Here is a 26,296-nt window from a genome sequence, read left to right as displayed (position 1 = left end):
ACGTTAGGAGCCCCCATGCTCACCATCGGTTGCCATCTTTCCCGCCGCAAAGGCTTTTTGGAAATGGCGGAAGAAGCCGTTTCGGTAAAGGCCAACACCTTCCAGTATTTCACCCGCAATCCCCGCGGAGGCGCCCAAGCACAAGAAAGCGAGAAAGACCTGGCCGCCTACCAGGCCTTTGCGGCCCAGCACGGCATAACCACCGCCCTGGCTTACGCCCCCTATTCGGCCGACCCTGCCACCGACCACCAGGCCACGCGCGACTTCGCCATCATGGTGTACACCGAAGACTTGGCGCGGCTGGAGCAACTGCCGGGCCACAACTACCTCATTCGCCCCGGCAGCGCTCTGGAAGAAACGCCCGGTGCGGCCATGGCCCAGTGCGCCGCCGCCTTGAACGAGGTGATTACACCGCAGCAATCCACCCGCGTGCTGCTGGACACCATGGCCGGCGAGGGCACGCAAATTGGCCGCAGCTTCCAGCAGCTGGCCCAGATTATCGGCCAGGTGAAGCACCCCGACCACATGGGAGTGTGCCTGGATACCGCCGCGGTTTGGGCTGAAGGTTACGACATTGCGGGGCACCTGGACGATGTGCTGCAGCAGTTCGACAAGGCGCTAGGGCTTGACAAGCTGCTGGCGGTGCACCTGAACGACAGCAAGTACCCCTGCGGCTCCCACGTGGACCGGCATGCCCGCATTGGCGAAGGCGCCATCGGCTTTAATGCCCTGGCGGCGCTGATGAACCACCCCAAGCTGGCCGGCGTGCCCTTCTACCTGGAAGAGCCCGACTACACCTTGGTAATTTACGAGCACGACATCGCCCGCTTCCAAGCGGCTTATACGGGCAAGTAGCCGCAGTACGCTAGGGGTCACCGCCACCCCGCGCCACGTCGTTCCCGCCCACGCGCCGCCTGCGACACGCCGCCCCACTCCGCCGCGCACCATTCGTTCTTCGTAGGGCAGAGATTCTATCTCTGCCTAAGGCGCTACCCGCAACCGCGCCCTCGGCAGATGTAAAACACCTGCCCCACGAAACGGCTAAGACGGCTGGGCACAACTGCCCCGGACAGACAAAACCGCCCGCCCAAGGATGTACAATTAGCTCCGCTCATCTGCACGCAGAAAGGACCAGCATGCGCTTTATCTCCTGGAACGTAAACGGCCTGCGCGCCGTTCTGAAGAAAAACTTTTACGAGGTGTTCGAGGCCTTCGATGCTGACATCTTCGCCATCCAGGAAACAAAGTGCAGCCCCGACCAGGTAGAACTGGCGCTGCCCGGCTACCACCAGTTTTGGTCCAGCGCCGAGAAGAAGGGCTATTCCGGCACGGCGGTGTTCACGCGCGAAGAGCCGCTGCGGGAACTGCACGGGCTGGGCATCGATTACCTGGACCACGAGGGGCGCATCGTGGCGCTGGAGTTCCCCCAGTTCTGGTTTGTGGACGTGTACACCCCCAACTCCCAAAACGAGCTGGCGCGCATCGATTTCCGCATGCAGTGGGACGACGCCTTCCGTGAGTTCTGCAAGGGGCTTGAAGAGGGCATTCTACCCAGCGGCGAAGCCAGCACCCCCAAGCCGGTGGTGATGTGCGGCGATTTCAACGTGGCCCACAACGAAATCGACCTGAAGAACGCCGCCGCCAACCGCGGCGCCTCCGGCTTTTCGGACGAAGAGCGAGGCAAGCTGACGGAGCTGATCGACGCCGGCTTCACCGACACTTTCCGTCATCTGCACCCCGCCCAGGCGGGCATCTACACCTGGTGGAGCTACCGGTTCCGCGCCCGCAGCACTAATGCCGGATGGCGCATCGACTACTTCTTGGTCAGCAACCAGCTGGCGCCGGCCATCGAAGCCGCCAGCATCTACGACGACGTGGAAGGCAGCGACCACTGCCCCGTGGGCCTGGACCTGAACATATAAAAAGGGCGAAGCTGCACTCCGCCCCGTAAAGCCCCAAAACGGCCGCCAGCTTTAAGGCCGACAGCAACCGATTCCGGTTGTTAGACCGGCCGGAAGATAAGACTCATCACTTCCGCTTTTACGGCGGGGTCGCTCTCGAACAGGCCGCGCACCACGCTGGTGGTGGTTTTGCTGCCGGGCTTCTTCACGCCGCGCATAGACATGCACATGTGCTCTGCCTCCATCACCACCGCCACGCCGCGGGGGTTCAGCTGCTCCATCAGGGTGTCGGCCACTTGCGCCGTAAGCCGCTCTTGCACCTGCGGCCGCTTGGCGAACACATCCACCAGCCGCGCCAACTTGGAAATGCCGCACAGGCGCCCCTCCTCGGAAGGAAGGTAGGCCACGTGGGCCGTACCGAAAAACGGCACCAGATGATGTTCGCACATAGAATAAAAGGGGATGTCGCGCACCAGCACGATGCCGTCGTGGTGCTCGTCAAAAGTAACCTGGAAATGCTTGGCGGGATTTTCCTCCAGCCCCGCGAACACCTCGTTGTACATGCGGGCCACCCGCGCCGGCGTGTCCAGCAGCCCTTCGCGGTTGGGGTCCTCCCCCACCCCTTCCAGAATCAGCCGAACGCCCTCTTCTATTTTTGCGTTATCCATATACGAACTCCTTGAGCAAACTATCGAACCCACAAATCCTACCATAGCCCCATTGCGTCAATCTGGCCAAAAACCCCAACATTGTCAGAGCAAAACCGCCTCAAAACTCCCGATTTCGCCATCGTCGCAGGACAAAACGGCGCAAAGCAGCCGAGAAACGCCCCTGGAGTCGCCCGCAGGGCACCAACGGCTCTGACAAAAGCGCAGTTTTGGCCAGAAACAGGCGCCAGGCCGGCTACTTGTGATAGGGCTCATGGCGACTTATCTTGAAGGCGCGGTAGATCTGCTCCACCAGCACCACGCGAGCCAAGTTGTGGGGCAGCGTGATGGAGCCGAACGAAAGGGTTTCCTTGGCGCGCGCTCGAACTTCGGGGGAAACCCCGCAGCTGCCGCCGATGATGAAGGCAATGCTGCTCTCCCCCTGCAGCGCCAACTGGTCCAGCCGCTGCGCCAGCCCCTCACTGGAGCGTTGCTTACCGTCGATGGCCAGCAAAATGGCATGGCAGCGCTCAGGCACGGCGGCGCAAATGGCCTGCCCCTCTCGCCGCATTGCCGCCTCTTCGCCGCCGGCCTTTGCGGGGTCCACATCGGCCACCTCGCGAATGTCCAGCCGGCAAAAAGCCCCCAGGCGCTTGGCGTACTCCGCCACCGCTTGGGCCCAAAACTTCTCTTTCAGCTTGCCCACGCAAACAATGGTTATGTTCATGGATGTCTCCCGAAATGGCTTTTGGCCATAAAAGAAGCCGGGCCGCCAGCCAAAACGCACCCGGCTTAAACTGAAACCGATGCTGCCCGGTAAGGCGGAGCACCGACTGCTTGGATTATAGCGCCGGCGCAGGCCCGCCGTCAGCAACCGTCACAAACTATTTATCGTAGTCGGTGCCCAGCACCACCAGCAGATCACCGTCGAACAGGTACTTCGAGTTGTTCTTCTCCACTACGCCTACGCCCAGCTCGTCCACGATGTCCTGCGCGTCCCGCTTGCGGTCGTCGTCGTTGTACACCACCACGGTCTCATCGTAATCGGTGCTGTTAGCGTTGCCGGTGTTCACCTGGAAGCCCAGGTCGCTGATCACCGCATCGGCCTTGCTGGCCAGGCCCGCTACGGTGGTGCCGTTGCGCACCGCCACCTTGCCGCTGTGGTTGCGCTTGCGGGCGTTGGCGGCATTTTCCTCCTGGGCCTCATCGCCCATAGCACCGCCGCCGGCGTTCGCAATCACAATACCCGTGGCCTCATCTACCTGATCCTCCGCTGTGGGCGGCAGGCCCTGATCGATGCGCTCCATCATCTCTTCCCACTGATGACGCTGCAAAAGCTCCCACCAAACGCCGTTGGAGTAGTCGGAAACGGTGGGGCAGATGGCGGTGTAGAAATCCGTCTCCATGTTCATGCCGCGCATCGACTGGGCCAGCGCCAGAATGTCTTGCACCGACATATCGGTGGTGACGTACTGGGACAGCGCCTCGATGCTGGCCATCATGGTGGGCAGATCGGCGGACAGCACCTTCTTGGCAATCGCGCCGATAACCATGCGCTGGTTGGCCGCGCGCAGGGCGTCGCCCACTCCCAGGCCGTCGTAGGTGTGGCGCGAGCGGCACAGGCTGAGCGCCTGCACGCCGTTCAGGGTTTGCAAGCCCGGCTCCAGCGCGGCGTCCACGTGGCTGTCGTTAATGGCGATGGGCACGTTCACCTCAATGCCGCCCAGGGCGTCCACGATCTTCTCAAAGCCGTCGAAGTCAATTTCGGCGAAGTGGGCGATGGGCACTCCGGCCAGCTCGGAAACCGTTTTGATGGCCAGCTCGGTACCGCCGAATACATGGGCGGCGTTGATTTTCTGCAGGCCATAGCCTTCCAGATTCACCTGAGTGTCGCGCATGATGGACACGCACGTTACCTTCTTCTGCGGCGGATCGACCCGCAAAAGCATCATGGTGTCGGTGCGGAAGGAATCGCCGAAGTCACCCGATTGCTGACGCGCCTCCGAGCCATCAGTGCCCATGAGCAACATGTAGAAGGGCTCGCCGGCGGCCACGTTGTCAAGCGTGGCCAAGGTATCGGCGGAAACGCTGCCGCTCATGTTGGACTGAATCTTGTTGATGTAGGCAAACGCGAAACCGATGCCCACCACGGCCACCACCAGCACGGCCGCCAGAACGCCGAGGGCAATCTTCTTCGCCTTGCCCCGCTTGCGCTTGCTGGCCGGCATCGCCTGGTTTTCCAACACCGCGTTGGAAACATGACCGCCGCTTTGGCCCATCACCGGAAGCGCCTGACCGCGGCTGGCGGAAGAGGCGCGGCCCTGAGAGGCGTTCGCCCGAGGATTGTTACGGCCCGCCGCCGCATTGGCCCGCGGGTTGTTGGCACCCGCAGCAGCCCCCGAAGAGTGGGCTGTGTGGCGTCCGTGAGATTGCGCCCGCGGATTGCCGGCCTCGGGGCGCCGGTTGCGCGGGTTGTTGTTTCCTGAAGTATTCATAGGGGGTAGTTTCCCTTACCAACTTGGCATTGGCAACAGAAGAGCAACGTTCTTAAGCAAAAAGTCACGACTTGCGACCGCTCACTCCATAACTTCTCCCTATTTCCCCATTCCCAGACCGCGCGCCGCACATTTCCCACGGGCATCAGGGGCTACAGCCCCAAGCGGGTTTGCATCACGTGGTTGGCTTGCAGCTCTTCGGCATCGTTCAGCGGGGCCAGCGGCGCGGCCGGGGTACCGGTGCGCTGGGCGCGGCGCTCAAGAGCGCGGGACAGCAGCCAGTCGGCCACTTCCGGGTTCTTGGACAGCAGCGGCCCATGGGAATACGTGCCCACCACGTTGCGGTAACGCACGCCGTCGGCCTGGTCTTGCTCGTTGTTGCCAGCGCCGGTTTGGGAAATCACCTTGCCGAAGGGCGGCACTCCTTCGCCCAGATACGTGTGGCCGGCGTGGTTCTCGTAGCCCACCACCGGGGTTTGGGCCAGGGGGCTTTCCAGCACCAGGTTGTCCACCAAGCGATCGGCCGAAGTGCCGGGGCGGCGCGTTTCCAAATCCACGATGGAAAGGCCCTCCACCAGCTCGTCGCCCCACAGCCAGCGATGGCCCAGGATTTGGTAACCGCCGCAAATGGCCAGCAGCGGGCCGTCGGCCTCCACGTAGGCAGCCAGGTTGTCGCGCATGGCCAGCAGCTCTTCGCTGGCCAGCTTCTGCTCGCGGTCGGGGCCGCCGCCCATGAACACCAGGTCTACATCGGCCAAATCGACAGACTGGCCGTGCTCAACCCGCCGCACTTCAGAGGGAACGCCGCGCCATGCCAGCCGCTGCTGCAAAATGCGCACGTTGCCGCCATCGCCGTAAAGGTTCAGCAGATCGGGGAACAGGTGCGCAATCACCACCGGGGGTTGGGCGGCGTCGGCTTGCTGCGGGGCGGCGTCGGTCGAAGCGGCGCTCGCGGCCGCCCCCGCCTCGCCGTCTGCAGAACCGGCAGCTGTGCTTGCAGCCGCAGGGGCGCCCGGCGCATCAGCCGCGCCCCCTTCTGCACCAGCCGCAGCCTTCGCCCCCGCCGCCTCTTGCGCCGCCATCGCGTCAAGCGCCTGGTGCACCACCGGCAGCGCCGTGTAGTTGGCAATGGCGTACATCCCGGCATCAGCCGGCAATTGGCCATCGGCGCTCACCTGGGAAAACACCTCTTCGATGCCCTCCACCAGCTGCGCGCGCAAGCCAGCATACTTCAGCCGCACCTGCAAGTCGTTCTTGCGGGAACCGCCGGCGAACACCGCCGTGCCCGGCTGGCCCGCCAGCTCCTCGAAGTCGATGTCCCAAATCCACGAGATGTCACGACCATCCACAATCTGGTCGTTGATGAAAAACGCCACCGCCTTCGGCCCGGCGTCCTGGGTGATTATCTTCAGATTCTGGTTGAAGCCAGTTGGGTTCTTCGCCAGGTTAAGCAGCACCGGGCGCCCCTGCAGCTGGTAGGACTGCAATCGCCCGTTGCCGGGATTGAATTGGCTGATGGCCTGCTGCAGCCGCCCGGTTTTCACCCCCGCCTGGGAGAGCAGGGCGAAAATGGCCAGGTAGTTGTACACCAGATAAGGCGTGCCGGCGGCGGCGCTCAGCGGCATGCAGCAGCCGCGGGCCTCGTCGCACGCCTCGAACGATACCCCCTTGGCGGAGAACTCCACCGCGCGGGCCTGGCAGGCAAGCTGCGGCCGCGAGAACCCGCACTGCGGGCAAAAGTAGTCTCCCAGCTGGCCGTACTGCCGGTAGCGGTACTGCACCATCGCGCCGCAGTGCTGGCACATCTGGGCATCGGCCACCGTGTTCTGGGCCAGCCCCATGCTGCCCTGCACCCCGTAGGCCACGGAGCGGTTGGGGGCTTCGGCGGCAATGCGGGCGCACAGGGGGTCGTCGCCGTTGTACACCAGCACCGTTTCCGGCGAAGACGCCAGAGCGCCGATGATGGAATCCTGGATGCGTCTTATCTCGCCGCAGCGGTCTAGCTGGTCGCGGAACAGGTTCAGCAGCAGCACGTAGCGGGCGCGGGTTTGGGGCAGCATCTCCGCCAGCCACAGCTCGTCGCACTCGAACACGCCCCACTGGCTCTTCGGCTGCTGCAGCAGCGCCGTGGCGATGCCGGAAGCCAGGTTGGCCCCCGTGCGGTTGCAGATCACCGACTTCCCCGCCAGCTGCAGCGCATCGGCCAGCAGGTTCGACACGCTGGTTTTACCGTTGGTGCCCACCACCATCACCGACGCCTCGCTCACCTTCCCCCGCAGGTGCTCCATGATGGCAGGATCTACCTTCAGCGCCACGTCGCCGGGCAAATTGGCGGCGGGGCGGTGCGCCACATGGCGAAGGCCCCAGGTAAGCACCGCACTGGTGACTTGCGCTGCACCGGTTTTCAGGCTCATAAGCTTGGCTCCTTGCAGTTGGCCCCGCGGGGCAATGAGGGTTTCGCGATAGTATAAAACAAGGGCCGCCAGCCGCCCGTGCCCCAACCAAATCAACAATGCTGTTAAAGAAACAGCCGAGCGGCGGAAGAACGGCTAAGCTTTTGCCGTAGGTTTTTCAGCAGAGGGAAATGCTCGTCCGATGCATCCTGGCTGGGCCGACCCGGTGGGTTGGAGCGAGGTCCGGCCAAGCGGAGTAGAGGGGAAATCCACTCGACCGCAGGTCGAGTTAGTTCCCCTCGCACGGAGCGTCGAGCGCAGACCTGCCGGATCGGCGCACCCTCCAGCGGCTCAAAAACCTAGAGGTTTCTGTGAGGAGGAAATCATGTACGAGAAAATTCTGGTGCCCTACGACTCGTCCGAACCGGCAGCCCACGCCCTGGCCCAGGCGCTGGAGCTAGCCTCCATGGCCCCTGGCGCCACCATTACGGTGCTGGCGGTGGTGGACTGGCACGACTACAACGCCGAAACCTTCAAGATTGCCGCCCGCATGTCCGGCGTGATGGGCGACAGCCTGCAGGCAGACTCGCTGGAGGCCATCGATCAAGAGGCCGCCCGCGAAACTACTGAAAACATTCGCGCCGCCATCGCTCCCATTGTAGGCGACCGGGATGGGGTTGAGATTGCCGTGGTGAACGGCTCGCCCCACGATGCCATCACCGGCTACGCCAACGCCGGCGGCTACGACTGCATCGCCATGGGTCATCGCGGCATGGGGGCCGTACGCAGCATGCTGGGCAGCGTGTGCTACTCGGTGCTGCAGAAAACCCAAGTCCCCGTGCTCATCGTGAAGTAAGGGGCCCGCGCGCATCCGCACAACGCTTCGCCATAAATGAGAAAAGCGCTCCGACCCCAAGCCGGGGCGCTTTTTATGCCCAGCGCCTCGGGCACGCCGGCCAAGGATGGCTGCTGGGCCTCGCCGCGTCGCAAGGTTCTTGCACGGAAAAAGGTGTTTCGGTATACTTCGTTTTTGCTTAATGCGCCAATGTGGCTCAGTTGGTAGAGCAACGCACTCGTAATGCGTAGGTCAGCGGTTCGAGTCCGCTCATTGGCTCCAGCGTTTCCGCAAGTCGGCAGTCGGTTTAGCTGCCGACTTGTTTTGTTTTTCCGGGCGAGGCTACCAAAGTTGCTAAAATCTGCAGCGGCTTACGCGTTTCAACAACTTTGGTAGCTGTGGGAGTCGATTTAAGGGTGGCGTTGTGTGTAATCTCGATTACTGCACTGCGCTGAACTGGGGAAACTCAAGGTGGGTTGTTTGGTGTCTTGCTACGGCCTACCAAAAGCGTCAAAACGTGTGGTATTTCGCTACCAAAGTCGCTGAAACGCGTATCAGGGTTGAGCGCTTCAGCAACTTTGGTAGTCGGTTAAGGGGCGGTTAGTGGGCGAACCTTGCTCGATGAGAGCGCATTGTGCCCGGGGGCTTTCGGTTGTTTAACGGTTGGCGCATGTACCAGGGCGAAGCGTTCCGGCGGTATCAGAATTGCGCAGCAGAAGCAGCAAGCAACGGAGGCGCGACATGGACATATGCGTAAAGCGAGTGTACGAGCCCTTTGAGGAAAGCGATGGCTATCGGGTGCTGGTGGACCGGCTGTGGCCACGAGGGCTCGCGAAGGAGCGGGTGCACTGCAACGAGTGGGAAAAGGCGGTGGCCCCCTCGACGGAGCTACGCCATTTCTTCGGCCATGACCCTGCCAAATGGGACGAGTTCCGGAAGCGCTACGTTGCCGAGTTGAATGCGAACCCCGAAGCAGCAGCGTTCGTTCAGCAGCTGAAAAGCCCCGAAGTGGCCGCCTACCCGCGGGTAACCCTTCTGTTCGCTGCCAAGAACGAAACCGAAAATGAAGCCGTTGTGCTGCAGCAGTGGCTCATCAACCAACTGGTGTAATTGCCCTTCCCCCGCAGCGGCATCCGAAGGCCAAACACCTCACAACTTGTTGCTTCTGAGGGTTGCAGGGGCGCACACGAATCATGGGGTGCGATGAGGGCTATAATGGGAGGCTATCGACCCTTCGCGGAAAGGAAATCCCATGCTTGTGGCCCTGCTCATTGTTGTGGCGCTGGTGGCGCTCTCGGTTTTCATCGTGCCCCAGCAGAAAGCCTACGTCATCGAACGGTTGGGCAAGTTCAACCGCATCGCCCAGGCGGGCCTGCGCTTCCGCATTCCGCTGATTGAGAACATCGTGGCCCGCATTGACCTGCGCATTCGCCAGTCATCGTTGCACATTGACGCCAAAACCCGCGACAACGTGACCATCAACATGAACGTGGACGTGCAGTACAAGGTGGACACCAACCGCGATGACGGCGTGTACCGCGCCTTCTACACCCTGGCCGATCCGGTGGCCCAGATGCAGTCCTACATCGCCGACGCGCTGCGATCATCCATCCCCAAGTACACGCTGGACGAGGTGTTCGACCGCAAAGACGACATCGCCCACGACGTGCAGGGCATCATCGCCGCCACCATGATCGACTACGGCTACGTGGTGGTGTCCACCCTCATCACCCGCATCGAGCTACCCACCGATGTGGAGCGGGCCATGAACGACATCAACGCCGCCCAACGCAAGCAGGAGGCGGCCCAGGCGCTGGCGGAGGCGGAGCGCATCCGCGTGGTGACCGAGGCGCGCGCCCAGGCGGAGGCGGCCGAGCAGGCGGGCATTGGCATTGCCAATCAGCGGCGCGCCATCGCTGAGGGCATCAACGCCTCGCTTTCGGAAATCAAGGAGAGCGGCCTCACCCAATCGGAGGCCAACCTCATGTTCTTGTTCACCCAATGGACCGACATGATGAGCGCGTTCGGGAAAGAGGGCACCTCCACCGTGGTGCTGCCCAGCGACTTCCGCGAAACCGCCGGCATGTTCGAATCGATGCTGGTGGGCAGCAGCGTGGCGAACCCCGCGAACTCCGCGAGCCCCATCGCTAAAACCCCTAAGGCCCCCACGGAGAAGTAAGCCGCCATGAGCAAACCTTTGGCTTCGCCGCCGCTCAGCCCGGACGCAGGCGCTTCCAACTGCGGAGCCCCCGCCAACCCAAGTGCCCCCACCAGTACCCCCGCCCAGTTCACCGAACCCACCGAAATCGAGGTGCGCGGCGCACGGGTGCACAACCTGAAGAACCTCACCGTGAACGTGCCGCTGCGGCAGCTGGTGGCCATCGCCGGCGTGTCAGGCAGCGGCAAAAGTTCGCTGGCGCTGGGAGTGCTATACGCCGAGGGCAGCCGCCGCTACTTGGAGGCGCTTTCCACCTACACCCGCCGCCGCATTTCCCGGGCGAGCCGCGCCACGGTGGATGAAGTGCTGCACGTGCCCGCCGCCCTGGCCCTGCGGCAACGGCCCGGCATCCCCGGCGTGCACTCCACCTTCGGCACCTCCACCGAGCTTCTGAACTACCTGCGGCTGATGTTCTCGCGCCTGGGCTGCCACCGTTGCCCCAACGGGCATCTGAACCCGCCCAGCTTAAACGTGGCGGCCGACCTGCCCATCACCTGCTGCGAATGCGGCATGGAATTCTACGGCCCCGGCGCGGAAGACCTGGCCTTCAACAGCGGCGGCGCCTGCCCCGAATGCGGCGGCACCGGCGTGGTGCGCACCGTGGACGAAAGCACCCTCATCGCCGACCCCGCCCTCACGCTGGAGGAAGGGGCCGTGGCGCCGTGGCGCAACCTCATGTGGTCGCTGATGTGGCAGGTTGCCGGCGAAATGGGCGTGCGCACCGACGTGCCCTACCAAGACCTCACCGATCGCGAAAAGGACATCGTGCTGCACGGGCCAATGGAAAAGCGCCACATCTTCTACGTGCCGAAGGACAAAAGCAGCGGCACCGAGCTGGACTTCACCTACTACAGCGCCGTGAACAGCGTGAAAAACGCCCTGGCCAAAGCCAAGGACGAGAAGGGGCTGGCCCGCGTGGCGAAGTACCTCACCGAAGAGGTGTGCCCCTGCTGCCACGGCACGCGGCTTTCCGAGAAGGCCCGCAGCAGCCTGATTGACGGGCAGAATCTGGCGCAGGTGACCGCCCTCACGCTGGACGGCCTGGGCGACTGGCTGCCCACGGTGGCCCCCTGGCTGCCGGCCGACATGCGCCCCATGGCCAACTCCATCACCGCCGAGATGGCCGAGCCCATGCAGCGACTGCAGCAGTTGGGGCTGGGATATTTGGCCCTCGACCGCGCCAGCGAAACCCTCTCCAATGGCGAACGGCAACGGGTGCAGCTCACCCGCGCGGTGCGCAGCCGCACCACCGGCGTGCTGTACGTGCTAGACGAGCCCTCCATCGGCCTGCACCCCGCCAATGTGGAAGGTCTTTTGGGAGTGATGGACGACCTTCTGGCCGACGGCAACTCGGTGGTGATGGTGGACCACGATGTGGCGGTGCTGCGCCACGCCAACCACCTGATCGAGATAGGCCCCGGCAGCGGCGAGGCGGGCGGCACCGTGATCGCCCAGGGCTCCGTGGCGCACGTGGAGGCCAACCCCGCGTCCCGCATCGGCCCCTTTTTGGCCGGCAAGGCCCACGTGGGGGGCCGCACCCCCGTGGCCGCCGCCCACGTGTTCGACGAGGGATGCATCTCACTGGAAACCGGCCCCATCCACACGGTGAAGCCGCTGAAGGCGGCCGTTCCCAAGGGACGCCTGACCGTGGTGACCGGCGTGTCCGGCAGCGGCAAAACCACCCTGGTGCTGGAAAGCCTTGTGGAGGCGCTGAAATGCCAGCTGGCGGGACGGGCGCTGCCCGGCCACGTGGTGGAAGTGTTGGCCCCCGGCATCCAGCGGGTGAACCTGGTGGACGCCACCCCCATCGGCGTGAACGTGCGCTCCACCGTGGGCACCTATTCCGGCGTGCTGGACGACCTGCGCCGCGAATTCGCCAAGCTGCCCCAAGCGAAGGCGGCGGGGCTGAAGGCGGGCGATTTCTCCTACAACACCGGCAGCCTCCGTTGCCCCACCTGCGATGGCACTGGCCAAATTTCCCTGGACGTGCAATTCCTGCCCGACGTGGACATCCCCTGTCCCGCCTGCCACGGCAGCCGCTACGGCCGCGACGCCTACGGAATCCAGATGATGGTGGAGGGCGATGTGCATCCGAGCGCCGAGGCGCAACAGGGACGCGGCGAGGCCCACCAGCACCTGGACGATTTCGCCACCGTGCACACGCTTTCGCTTCCGGAAATCCTGGCGCTCACCGTTGACCAGGCCCTTTGCGCGCTGCCCCACCTGAAAAAGGTGCATGAAAAGTTGCAAACCCTAAGCAGCCTGGGGCTGGGATACCTCACGTTGGGGGAAGCCACCCCGGCGCTTTCCGGCGGCGAAGCGCAGCGGCTGAAGTTGGCCAGCGAAATGCGGCGAGACCAAACGGATGCCCTGTTCGTGTTCGACGAGCCTACCATCGGGCTGCATCCGCTGGACGTGGAAACCCTGATTGAAGTGCTGCAGCAGCTGATTGAAAACGGTGCCACGGTAGTGGTGATCGAGCACGACCTGGACATGATGGCCAACGCCGATTACCTGATAGACATGGGGCCCGGCGGCGGCGAGCAAGGGGGCACCATCGTGTGCGAAGGCACGCCCGTCCAGGTGGCTGCCTGCACGGACAGCATTACCGGCGCCTACCTGGCCCCGCTGGTTTGCGACGGCTCGACAGCGCCGGGCGCGGGCGCGCCAAGGCCGGCAGCTGCGGACGCGCAAACCGCGGCGGCCTCCCCCTGCCCGGCCATGGCCCCCGAACCGGCGAAGTAGCCCCATGGCGCCCAAACCCTTCCAGCGGCTGCACCCCGCCGTTGCCTTCGCCTTTTTCGCCGCCGCCCTGCTGCTCACAGTGCTGGTGGCCCACCCGGCGTTCCAGGTGGTGGGTCTGGCGGGCGCCATCATAAGCTATCTCAGCTTCACTGGCCGCTCGGGCCTGCGCTCCTTGGCGGCGCTGGCCGCGGCCTTCTGCCTGCTTACCCTGGCAAACCCCCTATTCATCCCCCAAGGGCAAACGGTGCTGTTCACCTATCTGGGCCAACGCCCCTACACGCTGCAGGGGCTGGCCATGGGCGCCTCCACCGCCGCCATGCTGGTCACGGCCCTGCTGTGGTTCGGCTGCTTCAACCGCGTAGTCACGAGCGAAAAACTGACTTTCCTGTTTGGGAGACTGGCACCGTCGCTTACGCTGATGCTCACCATGGTGCTGCGGTTGGTGCCCCTGTACCAGCGCAAAGCCCGGCAGATTTCCGCAGCCCGCCGCTGCGTGGGGCTGTCTGCTTGGGAGGGCCCCGCCACCGCGCGCATCCGCAGCGGCGCCGCCGAGCTTTCCGCCCTCACCACCTGGGGACTGGAGGGCGCCATCGTCACCGCCGACTCCATGCGCAGCCGCGGTTTTGGCAGCGGGCCGCGCACCCCTTTCGCCACCTACCCCTTCACCGGCCGCGACATTGCCCTGGCCGCGCTTCTTACGGTGCTGCTGGTGGCCGCCGGGGCAGCTGCCGCAACGGTCGGAGAGACGCGGTTCTTGCCCGCATTCGCCTTCGCCCCGCTTTCGCCCGTGCAAACGGTTGGGCTTCTGGCCTGGGGCTTGTTCTCCCTGATGCCGGCCCTGGTAAACGGAAGGGAGGCCCTGCAATGGCGCATCATCTCCCGGTAGCCGCATGGGGCATCTCGCTTTTGGGGGCCGCCTTGAGCGTGGTGGCCGGCGCCCTTATGGGGGGCCGCGCCTATGTGGCCACCAGCGTGCTGGTGATCGCCTTCGCCATGCTGCCGTTTTTCGCCTCGTTCGAGCGCCAACGGCCCCAAGCGCGCCAACTAGCGGTGCTCGCAGTGCTGTGCGCGCTGGGGGTGGCGGCGCGAGCGCTGTTCATCTGGGTGCCCCACTTCAAGCCCATGGCCGCCATCATCATCATTGCCGCCGTGGCCTTTGGGCGCACATCCGGCTTTCTGGTGGGAGCCCTTACCGTGGCCGCCAGCAACCTCATCTTCGGCCAAGGCCCCTGGACCCCCTGGCAAATGCTGGCCTTCGGACTATGCGGCTACGCGTTCGGGCTGCTGGCAGAGCGGGGCGTCTTCGGGAGTCGCACGCACTTAGCCCCAGGGCGCCTTGCCGCGCTAGGGCTGGGGGGCGGTGCTTTCATCGTGCTGGTGGCGGGCCCTCTTTTGGATACCAGTTCGCTGTTCTACTTCGCCGCCCTGCCAACCCCGGAAGCGGCGCTGGCGGTGTACCTGGCCGGTTTCCCCGTGAACTGCATCCACGGCGCCTCGGTGGCCATCGCGCTCTTCCTGCTGGCCAATCCCCTGCTGGGCAAACTGGCCCGCCTGCGCTCCAAATACGGCGTTTTGCAGTAATAGGGCACCTTGGGCCGCGCGACGCCCCGCAGCAGCAGATGCAAGCAGATGCAAGCGGAACAAGGCTACGTCCCCTGTTCCGGGCCCCTGGTGGTGATGGCCGTCGTGGCCACCCTGGCCATCTAGCCGCCGAAAGCCCACTTTAGGCCGGGGCGCCCTCCAGCCCCGACTTCCCGCGCCCCGATGCCGCGACGGTTTCGGGGCGTTCTTTATTCCAGCGATTGGCCATTCACGTAGCGATGACGGGTGCGCAGGGTTTTCCACAGCACATACAGGCTGAGCACGAACGCCCCCACAAACCCCAGCACTCCCAAAAACGGCACCCCTAAAAGCTTCGGCGCCATGTCGGTGGTGCACAGAATGGCCGACCCCAGAAACAGCCCCGCCGCCATCACCGCCAGCGACAGTCGCCCCGCCGCCACGTACACGGTGGCCAGGGCGTCTTCCGGCACCGTGAGGTTTCCCTTCACCGACACCTGGCCGCGGGTGAGCATGGCCAGCGCGTGGGACAGCTGCGTGGGCAGCCGCGCCGCCGACCCCACCGCCTCGGCGCTGTTGTACATGAACGTGGTGGCCTTCTCCCCCACGTAACGCGGGTCGAACAGCTGCTTCATCACATGCTGCGACACCACGTCGATCACGCTGGTATCCGGCGCGATTTCCGTCAGCAGCCCCTCAAGCGTCACGAAGCCGCGGGCCAGCATGGTAACGCTGGGCGACATGATGAGGCTCTGGCGCCGCAGCACCTCGATCACTTCCTGGAACGCTTCGCCGATATTGATGTTGGCCATGTCCGCCTGGCCGTATTCCGCCAGCAGGTGGTCCATCTTCGCCAGCAGCAGCCCCTCGTCCACCGGCCCGTTGGCGCTGCACAGCCCCAGCACCGCCTCCATCAGCTCGTAGGCGTTGTTGAACGCCACCGACCGGAACATGCGGTTCACCAGCATGCGTTCCGAACCCGAAAGCGTGCCCACCATGCCAAGATCGATCCACACCAGCTGCTTGCCGCGCACAATCAGGTTGCCGGAGTGGGGGTCGGCGTGGAAGAACCCGTTGTCCAGCACCTGGGTCACGTAGCTTTGGATGAGCTGCTTCGACAGCGCCTTCACGTCCACCCCTTGCTGCTTCAGCGCGGCCACGTCGCTTATCTCGGTGCCGGTAACGTACTCTTCCACCAGCACCGCGTCGGTAGAGAACTGCGGGTAAGGCACCGGGCAGGTGACGCCCGGTTGGGTTTTCAGCTCTTTGCGGAAGCGCAGCAGGTTGTTCAGTTCGATGGTGAAGTCCACTTCGTCGGCGGTGGTGCGCTCCAGCTCGTCCACAAAGCCGCCGAGGTTCAAGATGATGTCTTTGTGGGCCGTGGTGGCGAAGTCGCCAAGGGCCAGCAGCCGCTTCATCATGGCAATGTCGTCGGCCATCTGCTCCACCACGCCCGGGCGCCGCACCTTCACCGCCACCACCGTGCCGTCCAGCAGCTTCGCCTTATGCACCTGCGCGATGGAGGCGGCCCCCAGCGGCACCGGGTCGATTTCGGCGAACACCTCGCGATACGAGTGGCCATAGCTCTTGTCGATGCAGGCCAGCACCTCATCGAAGCCCATGGGCGACACGTTATCGTGCAGTTTTTCAAGGGCCTCGCAGTAGTCCTTGGGCAGGATGTCCGAGCGGTTCGACGCCAGCTGGCCGATCTTCACGTAGGTGGGCCCCAGCGCCTCCAGCACCGCCACCGCCTTCTGCGGCGTCATGCCCTGGGCCACGTGGTACTGGCGCATGATGCGCATGATTTCCTTCATGCGAGGCGAGAAGGTTTTGTCCTTCGCGGACAGCTCCTTATAGCGCAGGAATTCGCGAAACGTTGCCATGGCCAGCCCTCTCCTCTCGCACCCGATGCTCGTTCGGGGATTTCATGCTACCAGCAAGCCCAGGCCACGCCCCCAACCGCGCCCCCGATGACAACGACTTGATACCCCTCCGCCCAGCCCGCAAAACCTCCCAGAATGAGCCAATGAGACAAAGGAGACAAAGGGACGTCCCTAATGACTCATTTGCAAGCAGCCATAGATGCCCTCTAGACCAGTCCGCGAAATACCCTGGCCGGGCCGGCTGACCGGGGCGGAGCGAGGCAGGGAAAAGCCAAAGGCGATGCCGAGGCTACAGGCTGGGCAGCGCCGGTGCGTCGAGCGCAGTTCCGTCCAGCCTGCCCACCCGCAAGTTAAGCGAAGGCGAAGGGAGGCCAGCCTTTCGCCCCCTGCCCCTGGTGGCTACAGCAGCTTTTCGAAGGCCACGCGCTGGGGAGTGGCGTTGGGAACGTTGCCGGCCTCGTGCACAAAGATGATGCCGCATTCGGTAAAACCGCAGCTCAAAGCCAGCGAGCGCATGGGCGCGTTGCCCGGATGGGTGTCAACCCGCACGCTTTCGCAATCATGCTGCCGCGCCAGCTGCTCGGCCGACGCCATGAGAAACTTCGCCAGACCGCGCCCTTTGGCATCCGCCGCCACCGCCACCCGGTGGATTGCGGCATAGCGGGGCTCTTCCGAAGTGGAGTCGGTAAGCCACGCGCCGTCGATGGCATCGTAATTGCGATCGCCGCGCACGCTCACCATGCAGGTGGCCAGAAGCTGGCCGTCCACCTCGGCCACATAGGACTCGCCCCATTCCACGTCCGCCTCAATGGCTTCGCGGTGCGGATACCCCTGCTGCCACTGGTCGATGCCCAGCGCTGCCAGCGCATCCCGGCCGTCGGCCAAAATTTCCATCACGCGGTCAATTTCAGCGGGAGCAGTGGGGCGAAACTCCATGGGCGCAACCTCCTCGGGAACGCGGCGAACACAAACCGGGGCAAACCTGCCAGGCGTCTCTTGCAATAATCTCCTAAGCAAAATGTGAGGAAATCATTAAACCAGACTTGCCCCCGCTCTGGGGGACATTTTTCCCGCATCGCAGATACTCCACCCCGAAGGCCCCGCAAGCGCAGGGTGCAAAGACGTGGCGCAACACGGGTGCAGGAGGTGCTGCGGGGGCAGCGCGGACGCAGGGGCAAGGCGCGACACGCACGCGACACGCGATGCGGCCGCGAGGGCACCCAGGACGCGGGGGCGCCACAAGGCACAGCTAGGATGCGGAGCGCCGCGGGGCGCAGTCGGGCTGCGGAGGCGCAAACCAAGCCGCGGGGTAACGGCCGGACGATCCCGGCCAAAGGGCCCTGGCCGGACTAGACGCCTACTCCGGCCACGGGACCGCTCAAAAACCTCGTAAGCAAAGCTTTGGCCGGATTAGCGCCCAAATCCAGCCAGCACCTCTCAAGGCTCTGACCTGGTATTTTCTGTCATTTTTATCCGTTTTCCCAGTTCAGACCCATGGCAGGATTAAGCGCCTAGTCCGGCCACGGAGATGGTCGAAGGACTGCGAACGAGATGGTTGCCCGGACTAGCGCCCTAATCCGGGCAATGGTCGAAAAGGGGGAAAGGGGCAGGGCCAGGAGGCAGGGGCGACGGACGGGGCGGGGGGCCGTGGGGAGACATTCGCGCGGACGGGGCAAAAGATCCTAGCGCGAGGCTGCGGGCCAGGGGCCCTAGCGCGGGGCCGTGGGCCAGGGGCAACGCGCGGGCCGCGGCAGCCATCAACCTTAAATAATCGTAAGAAATGCCAATTGAGTAAAGGAAACCGCAGCGCACGGGCCGCAGGTCATTTATTATGGGAACATGACAATAGGAAAATAATGCCCGCCGTGGGCCCAGCCCCGTTTCAGGCTGAGCGCAGGCGGCTCGTGTACGGAAACAGCAGCGCAAGGAGAACTCATGGGCCTTCTTTCGAAATTCGAAGGAAAAATGGAAGACACGGTGGAAGGCGCCGCCAACAAAATGGGGGGCACGCCCCTCTCCCCCGTTCAAATTGCGAAGCGGGCCGAGAAGCAGATGCGCCGCGAGCGCATGGTGGGCGCCGGCAAGGAGTACGCCCCCACGCTGTACACGGTGTTCGTGAACGCCGATGACGACGCCCGCCTGTTCGGCTACTACCCCACGCTGGCGGGCGAAACCGAAACCTACCTCTCCGCCAAAGCCGCCGAGCACGGGTTGATCATGGACGGCCAGCCGCTGGTGCGCTTTATGGTGGATGACGAGCTGAAGCACGGCAAGTTCACCATTCAGTCGGAAATGGTGGCCGCACCCCTGGTGGCGAAGCTGCGCCAAGAGGAGATGGAGCGCTATGGCCTGGCGGGCGCCCCCGCCCCGGCCCCCGCGCCCGCACCGGCCCCCGGTTACGTGCCCGTGCGCCCCACTGGCGCCAACCCCTACGGCCAACAACCGGCCTACGAAGGCGCCCCTGACGCCACCGAGAACTTCCAGATGGGCACCGGCCCCCAGTCCAACCTGGGCCAGCTGACCCCCTATCTCTACGACATCACCCACGACCAGGCCTTCCTGCTGGATTCCGATAGCATGACCATCGGCCGCGAGAACAACAACGACATCGTTTTGCAAGACATCAACATCTCGCGCCACCACGCCGAAATCCGCAACATGGGCAACAACCACTGGACCCTCACCGACCTGGGTTCCATGAACGGCACCTTCGTGAACGGGCGCAAGATAAAATCCACCGCTCTCAACGACGCCGACCGCATAACCTTAGGCATTACCGACATAGAGTTCCAACTGATTTAACCCCGCCTCACCCGCCCACATGCAGCACTTAACCAAGACAAGGGAGACCAACCGGTGATCGATGTAGTTCTGCTAATTGCCCGACTTCTGTTCGTGGCGCTGCTGTACCTGTTCCTGTTCGCCATCATGCGCACCGGCATTGGTCTGGTGAAGGGGCAGCGGAAGAAAGAGCGCACCTGGACGCTTTCGGTGGAGCGCGGCCCCAAAGAGCTGCGCGGCCTTTCCATCAACGTGCGCGGCGAGGTGATTGTGGGCCGCACTCCCGGGGCCGACATCGTAATCGGTGCCGGCTACGTGTCCGGGCGCCATGCGAAGTTCCAGCTGATGGGCCAAAACCTGTTCGTGGAAGACCTGGGGTCGAAAAACGGCACCTATGTTAACGGCCAGCGCATCGAAGGACCCACCGTGCTGCACGATCGCGACGTGGTTACCGTGGGCGACGTGGCCATCCGCGTGAGGTACCAATAATGGCTTCCCTGAAACGCAAAATTGCCGCCACTACGTTTGGCAGCCGCACCGACGTGGGCTGCGTGCGCGACCACAACGAGGATTCGCTGGTGGTGGCGCCCCCGCTGTACGTGGTGTGCGACGGCATGGGCGGCCATGCGGCCGGCGAGGTGGCCAGCGAAATAGCCGTGCGCGTAATTGAGAACCGCGCACCGGCCCATGCCGACGTGGAAGAGCTGGGGCGCGCCGTGGAAGAGGCGAACCTGGCCATCATCCGGGCCGCCAAAGAGGGCCGCGGCCGCGAGGGCATGGGCACCACCTGCACCGCCGCAATTCTGGAGGGCGAGCGGTTGGTGCTGGCCCAGGTGGGCGATTCCCGCGCTTACCTGCTGTCGAAGGGGCGGTTGCAGCAGCTCACCCGCGACCATTCCCTGATGGCCGACCTCATCGAGGCGGGCCATATCACCAAAGAAGAAGCGAAGGTGCACCCGCAGCGCTCAGTGATCACCCGCGCCCTGGGCAGCGACCCTCGCATGCTGCCGGACTTGTTCGAGCTGGACGTGAACCCGGGCGACCGGCTGCTCATCTGTTCGGACGGCCTTACCACCATGCTTTCCGACGAGGAAATTGCCCAGCTTCTGGCCCGCACCCCCGACCCGCAACTGTGCGCGCGGCAGCTGGTGAACGCCGCCATCGCCGCCGGCGGCTACGACAACGTGACCGTGATCGTGGCCGATGTCACCGGCTTCACCGAAGTGCGCCGCCGCAAGCTCACCCGCCGCACCCGCATCACCGCCATCTTCATCCTGGCGCTGCTGGCGGCCATCATCGCCGCAGCGGTGTACGGCTTCTCGTTTGCGAACAACCATTCCGCCTACCTGGTGGAGCAAGACGGCCGCGTGGCCATCTACCAGGGGCTCCAGGGGGAAATGTTCGGCATTTCCGCCTCCCATCTGTACGACTTGACCGACGTGAACGTAGGCGATCTGCAGCCAGGGGTGGCCAACCGTCTGCGCACCGACGGCATTAAAGCCGACGGCGTGGAGGCGGCCGAAGCGCTGGTGCAGTCGTACCGAGACGAGATTGCCGCCCAGCAACAGCAGCAGGTCGACCAGCAAAGCGCGGCCGAAGCGGCGAAGGCGGCAAAGGCCCAGGGCGACAAAGCCAGTGGCGGCGAAGGCGACGAAAACGAGAACGGCGGAGCCAGCGCAGGCGCAAGCCAAAACGAGGGCGCCGCACCCGCAGACACCGCTGACGACGGCACTTCTTCCAACAGCGGCGCATCTGCCGGCCCCGCCCCCGCTGAAGGCGGCGATGCCCAGTGACCCGCCGCAACCTTGAACTACTGCTGCTGGTTATCGCAGCGCCCCTGGTAATTGTGCTGTTCGCCATGCTGCTCATTCACGACGGCATGGTGGTGACGGTGGAAAACCTCGCAGTGCCCCTGGGTATTTTCGGGGCATTCCTGGTGGCCCACATCGCCGTGCGCATCTTCGCTCCGGCGGCCGACCCGGCCATCCTGCCCATCACCTTCGCGCTTTCCACCATCGGCATCGCATTTGTAACCCGCATCGTGCCCGACATGGCGGTGCGTCAGTTGATGTGGCTGTACGCCGGCATTGCCTGCATGGTGCTGGTGCTAGTGTTCCTGAAAAACATCGACCGGCTGGCCCAATATAAATATGTACTGGTGCTGCTGGGCATCTTGCTGCTGCTCTCCCCCATGCTGCCGGTTGTCGGCACCGAAATCAACGGCAGCCGCCTGTGGCTGCGGGTGGGCAGCTTCTCCTTCCAGCCGGGCGAGCTGGCGAAAATCTGCATCGTGCTGTTTTTGGCAGGCTACCTGGCCCTAAACCGCGAGCTGCTGTCGGTGTTCACCTGGCGGGTGGGCCCCTTCTGGCTACCCGATCTGCGCACCCTGATGCCCATGGTGGTCATGTGGCTTTTGGCCTTCATGGTGGTAGTGCTGGAGAAAGACCTGGGGCTGGCGCTGGTGCTGTTCGCGGTATTTTTGGTGATGCTGTACTGCGCCACCGGCAAGAAGCTGTACGTGGTTACCGGGCTTTTGATGGCTGCCGTGGCCGCCGTTGCCCTGTACGGGCTGTTCTCCCACGTGCAGCTGCGCGTGAGCATTTGGATGGACCCCTTCGCCGATGCCCAGAACACTAGCTACCAGCTGGCTCAGTGCCTGTTCTCCATCGCCGACGGCGGCATGTTCGGCACCGGTATCGGCCGCGGGCTGGGGGCCGACATCCCCATCCCCTACGCCTACAACGACGCCATCTTCGCCGTCATCGCCGAGGAATCGGGGCTTTTGGGGGCCGCCGGCATCCTGCTTTTGTACCTGTCATTCGCCATCCGCGGCATGGTGGTGGCGGCGCGGGCGAAAAGCGACGTCAGCTCGCTGATCGCCGTAGGCCTCACCTCGGTCATCGTGCTGCAGGCCTTCATCATCGTGGGCGGCATCACCGACCTCATCCCCCTCACCGGCATCACCTTGCCCTTCATCGCCCAAGGCGGCTCTTCGCTGCTCTCCAGCTTCATCATCGTGGGCATCCTGCTGCGCTGCGGCGACGAGGGCCCCGGCAGTACGCAGGAGCTGATGCAAACCACCGGCAGCATTTCCTCCAACAGCGTACTGGGACGCGTGGCGCTGGGCAAGCGGCTCACTGCCACCATGATTTTCCTGTCGCTTCTCTTCGTGGCACTGGTGGCCAACCTCACTTGGTGGATGGTAATCAACGCCGACAACATTCAGCAGATGCCCGGCAACGGCCATACCCTGGCCAAGCAAGCGGAAGCGGAACGGGGCACCATTTCCACCTACGACGGCGTGGTGCTGGCACAATCCATCGAGGAGAACGGCCACTTCCAGCGGGTGTACCCGGCTGGCACGCTGGCATCCCACATCGTAGGCTACGCATCGCAGCAGTACGGCACCGCCGGCATCGAGGCTGCCTACAACGAAACCCTGCAGGGCAACCAAGACTTCGCCACCTGGAGCGACGCCCTGAACATGCTGGCGGGCGTGGGCAACCCCGGCAACGACGTAACCCTCACCATCAACTCGAAAATCCAGCAAGCGGCCCAAGACGCCCTGGAAGGCAACGTGGGCGCCTGTGTGGTGATAGACCCGAAAACCGGTGCGATGCTGGGGCTTGCCAGCGCCCCCACCTACGACGCCGCCGACTTCGAGAGGTTGCTCTCCGATGCGGCCACCAACAGCTCCGATTCGTCGGCCCTGTTCAACCGCGCAACCCAGGCGCTGTACGCCCCCGGCTCCACCTTCAAGATAGTTTCGCTCACCGCCGCGCTGGAAGACGGCGTGGCCACCCTGGACAGCACCTACGACAGCCCCGCCTCCATCGACATCGGCAACGCTGACGTAACCAATGCCCGCGACATCGCCTACGGCAACATCACGTTGGCCCGGGCGTTGGAGGTATCCTCCAACACGGTGTTTGGCCAGGTGGGCGAGCAGTTGGGGGCCGAGCGGCTAGTAACCGCCGCCGAAAGCTTCGGCTTCAACGGCAACCCCAACTTCACCTTGCCGCTGGCGAAATCGCTGATGCCGGTGCCTTCCGAAATGACCACCTGGGAAACCGCCTGGGCCGCCTGCGGCGAGCCGGTGGGCGAGCACGAAAGCCCCGCCGGGCCCCAGGCGACCGTGCTGGAAATGGCCTTGACCGGATGTGCCATCGCCAACAACGGCACCATCATGACCCCGTATCTGGTGGACGGCATTTACAACGCCAACGGCGAGCGCAGCTTCTCCCCCACCCCCACGGTGTTCAAACAGGCCACTTCCGCCCAAACGGCGCAGCAGGTGCGCGACGCCATGCTGGGCGTGGTAACCAACGGCACCGGCTACCCAGCGGCCATCAACGGCGTTGAAGTGGCGGGCAAAACCGGCACGGCGGAAAACGGTGACGGCACCACCAACATGTGGTTCGTGGGGATGGCACCGGCCGACAACCCGCAAGTGGTGGTGGCCATCGTCATCGAGAAGGGCGAAAACTCCATCGCCGCCTACAAGGCGAAGGACGTTCTGGAAACCTCGCTGGCCCTTTACGGGCTTCTGTAGGGCGTTGGGGTTACATGTTGATGAGGAACTGGACAAAAACCGACAGGCATCTAGTACAATTCGGATACTTGTCTACATTGAAAATGCAGCAGCAAAACGAACTAGCTATGTGGCAAAGGAGCTAAAGTGACCGCGCAGGACATTATGACTGGAAGAACCTTTAGCGGCCGGTACGAGATCAAAGATCGCATCGGCATCGGAGGTATGGCCGAGGTATACCGGGCCGTTGATAACGTGCTGGGGCGCGTGGTGGCCGTTAAGGTGATGCTGCCCCAATACGCTGCCGACGTCGACTTCACCCGTCGCTTCCGCCAGGAGGCGGCTTCGGCTGCCAACCTGCAGAGCCCCTACATTGTGAACGTGTACGACTGGGGCCAGGACGGCCAAACCTACTTCATCGTGATGGAGTTCGTGCGCGGATCCGACCTTAAAACCGCTATTCAACAGCGCGGCGCCATCAACCAGCGCAAGGTTGCAGAAATCGGTGCCCAGGTGTGCCAGGCGCTCACTGTTGCCCACAACCAGGACATCATCCACCGCGACATCAAGCCGCAAAATATTATGGTGCAGCCGGACGGCAACGTGAAGGTGATGGACTTCGGCATCGCCCGCGCCAAGAACTCCGTGGAACAGAAAACCTCCTCGGTGCTGGGCACCGCCCACTACATCTCCCCCGAGCAGGCCCAAGGCAAAGAGCTCACCTCCGCCAGCGACATCTACTCGCTGGGCATCGTGCTATACGAAGCCGCCACCGGCAAGCTGCCCTTCGACGGGCCCGATGCCGTTTCCGTGGCACTGATGCAGGTGAAAGACATGCCGGTGCCGCCGCGGGACATCAACCCCAAAATCGATCCTGGCCTGGAGAGCATCATCATGTGCGCCCTGGCGAAGAACCCCGCCGAGCGCTTCGCCACCGCCAACGATATGCGCCTGGCGCTGAACGACTATTTGGCCGGCCGCCCCGTGAACCTGGCTGCCGTAGCCGGCATGGGGGCCGCTGCCACCGCCATGCTGGGAGGCGCTGCCGCCACCAACCTCATGAACCGCATGCCGGAAAACGGCACCCAGGTGATGCCCGCCGTAGAGGGCGCTGCCGGAAACCCCGGCACCCAAACCATGAAGCCGGTGGATGCCGGTCGCAATCGCAACAGCTATCGCGCCGACAGCTCTGAAGGCCCCAAAAAAGGCCCCATCATCGCACTAGCCATCGTGGCAGCGCTGGTGGTTATCGGTGTCATTGTGTTCATCGTTTCCAACGGCAGCGCCAAGCAAGTGGATGTTCCCGATGTGACCGGCCAATCGCTGGCCGCGGCCACCAAAGCGCTGGAAGACGCCGGCCTCGAGGTGGGCAACGTGAATCGCGTGACCGACGACACCCAGGAGCCCAACACCGTAACCGGCCAAGATCCCGAGGGAGGCAAGCAAGCGCCCGAAGGCAGCCGCGTGAACCTTACGGTAACCCAAGCCACCGAAACCTTCGAGCTGCCCACCATCACCGACATGACACCCGACCAGGCCCAGAACCTGGCCGCCCAGTACGGCTTCGTGCTGCAGGCCAACGGCGAGAAAGCCTCCGACGACATCGCCGAAGGCATGATTTGCGTGCAGTCCCCCGAGGCGGGCACCCCCATCAAGAAGGGCGACACCGTCACCTACATCGTTTCTTCGGGCCCCGACAGCGTTACTGTGCCCAACGTGATTGACGACGACGAAGCCACCGCCACTAGCAAGCTGGAGAAGCTGGGTTTCCAAGTGAAAACTCAAACCGCCTCTTCCACCAACACCGATGAGGGCTGCGTGATGATCCAGTCCCCCACCGACGGCGAAAAGGTGAAAAAGGGCTCCACTGTCACCATCACCATCTCCACTGGCCCCGACAAACCCGAAACCAAGAACGTGCCCGATGTTAAGGGCTACTCCGAGGGCGACGCCGCTGTGGCGCTAGAGAACGCCGAGTTCAAGTATTCGGTAACGTACGAGAACAGTGATACCGTGCCCGGTGGGTCGGTCATTCGCCAGTACCCCGATGCGGGCACCGCGCTCGAACCGGGCAAGACGGTGAACCTCACCATCAGCAGCGGTCCGGCCCAGCAGCCCGACCCCTCTGGCGACAACAATGGCAACGGTAACGGCAATGGCAACGACGGCGAAGGTGGCGAAGGCGATGGAGGCCAAGATCCTCAATCGGAATAGGCGCCGCTTCTGAATGCTCTGCCCGACAAAGCCCGCTCGCCCCTCGCGAGCGGGCTTTTTTGTGGGTGGGGAGGCAGAAGGGGGGTGGCAGGG

At 63.8% G+C, this 26,296-nt stretch carries 19 protein-coding genes and 1 tRNA gene; 14 read left to right on the top strand and 6 right to left on the bottom strand.

Going from position 1 to position 26,296, the window contains the following annotated elements; all coding sequences use genetic code 11:
• The first annotated feature begins 15 nt into the window (after positions 1–15).
• Together DMP11_RS08685 and DMP11_RS08680 are read left to right on the top strand one after the other, a co-directional pair.
• Positions 16–855: a deoxyribonuclease IV gene (locus tag DMP11_RS08685; protein WP_123186098.1), complete on the top strand. Its 840-nt coding sequence runs from the start codon at positions 16–18 to the stop codon at positions 853–855.
• A gap of 281 nt (positions 856–1,136) precedes the next feature.
• The gene (locus DMP11_RS08680) at positions 1,137–1,922 is read left to right on the top strand and encodes an exodeoxyribonuclease III (RefSeq protein WP_123186097.1); all 786 of its coding nucleotides are present in this window, start codon (positions 1,137–1,139) and stop codon (positions 1,920–1,922) included.
• Between the two features lie 80 nt (positions 1,923–2,002).
• Here the strand turns inward: DMP11_RS08680 and folE are convergent, their stop codons facing one another.
• The 4 genes from folE to DMP11_RS08660 form a co-directional block, all read right to left on the bottom strand.
• The gene (folE, locus tag DMP11_RS08675) at positions 2,003–2,569 is read right to left on the bottom strand and encodes a GTP cyclohydrolase I FolE (protein ID WP_123186096.1); all 567 of its coding nucleotides are present in this window, start codon (positions 2,567–2,569) and stop codon (positions 2,003–2,005) included.
• A gap of 235 nt (positions 2,570–2,804) precedes the next feature.
• A complete protein-coding gene (gene rlmH / locus DMP11_RS08670; RefSeq protein WP_123186095.1) occupies positions 2,805–3,275 on the bottom strand; it encodes a 23S rRNA (pseudouridine(1915)-N(3))-methyltransferase RlmH in 471 nt (156 codons plus the stop codon).
• A gap of 157 nt (positions 3,276–3,432) precedes the next feature.
• Complete coding sequence (locus DMP11_RS08665) at positions 3,433–5,043, bottom strand: LCP family protein (RefSeq protein ID WP_214647012.1); 1,611 nt, start codon at positions 5,041–5,043, stop codon at positions 3,433–3,435.
• Between the two features lie 152 nt (positions 5,044–5,195).
• Positions 5,196–7,457 (bottom strand): MurT ligase domain-containing protein, encoded by a 2,262-nt coding sequence (locus DMP11_RS08660; protein WP_123186094.1) that lies wholly within the window; start codon positions 7,455–7,457, stop codon positions 5,196–5,198.
• A 364-nt stretch (positions 7,458–7,821) separates the two neighbouring features.
• Between DMP11_RS08660 and DMP11_RS08655 the strand changes: the two genes are divergently transcribed.
• The 7 genes from DMP11_RS08655 to DMP11_RS08625 all read left to right on the top strand — a co-directional run bounded on the left by DMP11_RS08655 (position 7,822) and on the right by DMP11_RS08625 (position 14,815).
• The gene (locus tag DMP11_RS08655) at positions 7,822–8,292 is read left to right on the top strand and encodes a universal stress protein (RefSeq protein WP_161555345.1); all 471 of its coding nucleotides are present in this window, start codon (positions 7,822–7,824) and stop codon (positions 8,290–8,292) included.
• 185 nt (positions 8,293–8,477) lie between these two features.
• Positions 8,478–8,553 (top strand) — tRNA-Thr (locus DMP11_RS08650).
• A 459-nt stretch (positions 8,554–9,012) separates the two neighbouring features.
• Complete coding sequence (locus DMP11_RS08645) at positions 9,013–9,381, top strand: DUF488 domain-containing protein (protein ID WP_123186092.1); 369 nt, start codon at positions 9,013–9,015, stop codon at positions 9,379–9,381.
• Positions 9,382–9,523: 142 nt separating this feature from the next.
• Positions 9,524–10,450, top strand: a complete 927-nt coding sequence (locus tag DMP11_RS08640) for an SPFH domain-containing protein (protein WP_123186091.1) — start codon at positions 9,524–9,526, stop codon at positions 10,448–10,450.
• Between the two features lie 6 nt (positions 10,451–10,456).
• On the top strand, positions 10,457–13,234 hold the full coding sequence (locus tag DMP11_RS08635; RefSeq protein WP_161555344.1) for an excinuclease ABC subunit UvrA: 2,778 nt from the start codon (positions 10,457–10,459) through the stop codon (positions 13,232–13,234).
• Between the two features lie 4 nt (positions 13,235–13,238).
• Positions 13,239–14,120, top strand: coding sequence for an energy-coupling factor transporter transmembrane component T (locus DMP11_RS08630; protein WP_123186090.1), 882 nt, complete (start codon positions 13,239–13,241; stop codon positions 14,118–14,120).
• Positions 14,099–14,815 carry an ECF transporter S component gene (locus tag DMP11_RS08625; protein ID WP_123186089.1) on the top strand — a complete coding sequence of 239 codons (717 nt, stop codon included), beginning with the start codon at positions 14,099–14,101 and terminating at the stop codon, positions 14,813–14,815. Before DMP11_RS08630 ends, DMP11_RS08625 begins: the two co-directional genes overlap by 22 nt.
• A gap of 209 nt (positions 14,816–15,024) precedes the next feature.
• Here DMP11_RS08625 and DMP11_RS08620 read toward each other — a convergent pair whose 3' ends face one another.
• Together DMP11_RS08620 and DMP11_RS08615 are read right to left on the bottom strand one after the other, a co-directional pair.
• Positions 15,025–16,677: an ABC1 kinase family protein gene (locus DMP11_RS08620; RefSeq protein WP_123186088.1), complete on the bottom strand. Its 1,653-nt coding sequence runs from the start codon at positions 16,675–16,677 to the stop codon at positions 15,025–15,027.
• A gap of 399 nt (positions 16,678–17,076) precedes the next feature.
• A complete protein-coding gene (locus tag DMP11_RS08615; protein WP_123186087.1) occupies positions 17,077–17,613 on the bottom strand; it encodes a GNAT family N-acetyltransferase in 537 nt (178 codons plus the stop codon).
• Between the two features lie 999 nt (positions 17,614–18,612).
• Between DMP11_RS08615 and DMP11_RS08610 the strand changes: the two genes are divergently transcribed.
• The 5 genes from DMP11_RS08610 (at position 18,613) to pknB (ending at position 26,203) form a co-directional block, all read left to right on the top strand.
• Positions 18,613–19,479, top strand: coding sequence for an FHA domain-containing protein (locus DMP11_RS08610; RefSeq protein WP_123186086.1), 867 nt, complete (start codon positions 18,613–18,615; stop codon positions 19,477–19,479).
• 54 nt (positions 19,480–19,533) lie between these two features.
• Positions 19,534–19,947 carry an FHA domain-containing protein gene (locus DMP11_RS08605; RefSeq protein WP_123186085.1) on the top strand — a complete coding sequence of 138 codons (414 nt, stop codon included), beginning with the start codon at positions 19,534–19,536 and terminating at the stop codon, positions 19,945–19,947.
• Entirely contained in the window at positions 19,947–21,251 is a 1,305-nt protein-coding gene (locus DMP11_RS08600; protein WP_211329097.1) for a Stp1/IreP family PP2C-type Ser/Thr phosphatase, read from the top strand. The genes DMP11_RS08605 and DMP11_RS08600 overlap by 1 nt, the downstream gene beginning before the upstream one ends.
• On the top strand, positions 21,248–24,010 hold the full coding sequence (locus tag DMP11_RS08595; RefSeq protein ID WP_123186084.1) for an FtsW/RodA/SpoVE family cell cycle protein: 2,763 nt from the start codon (positions 21,248–21,250) through the stop codon (positions 24,008–24,010). Before DMP11_RS08600 ends, DMP11_RS08595 begins: the two co-directional genes overlap by 4 nt.
• A gap of 126 nt (positions 24,011–24,136) precedes the next feature.
• Positions 24,137–26,203 (top strand): Stk1 family PASTA domain-containing Ser/Thr kinase, encoded by a 2,067-nt coding sequence (gene pknB, locus DMP11_RS08590; protein ID WP_214647077.1) that lies wholly within the window; start codon positions 24,137–24,139, stop codon positions 26,201–26,203.
• Positions 26,204–26,296 lie beyond the last annotated feature (93 nt).

The sequence above is a fragment of the Parvibacter caecicola genome, from assembly GCF_003725335.1.
GTDB classification, from domain to species: Bacteria; Actinomycetota; Coriobacteriia; order Coriobacteriales; family Eggerthellaceae; genus Parvibacter; species Parvibacter caecicola.
The sequence above is the reverse complement of the archived record's forward strand: the minus strand, read 5'-3'. Positions and strand labels throughout refer to the sequence as shown.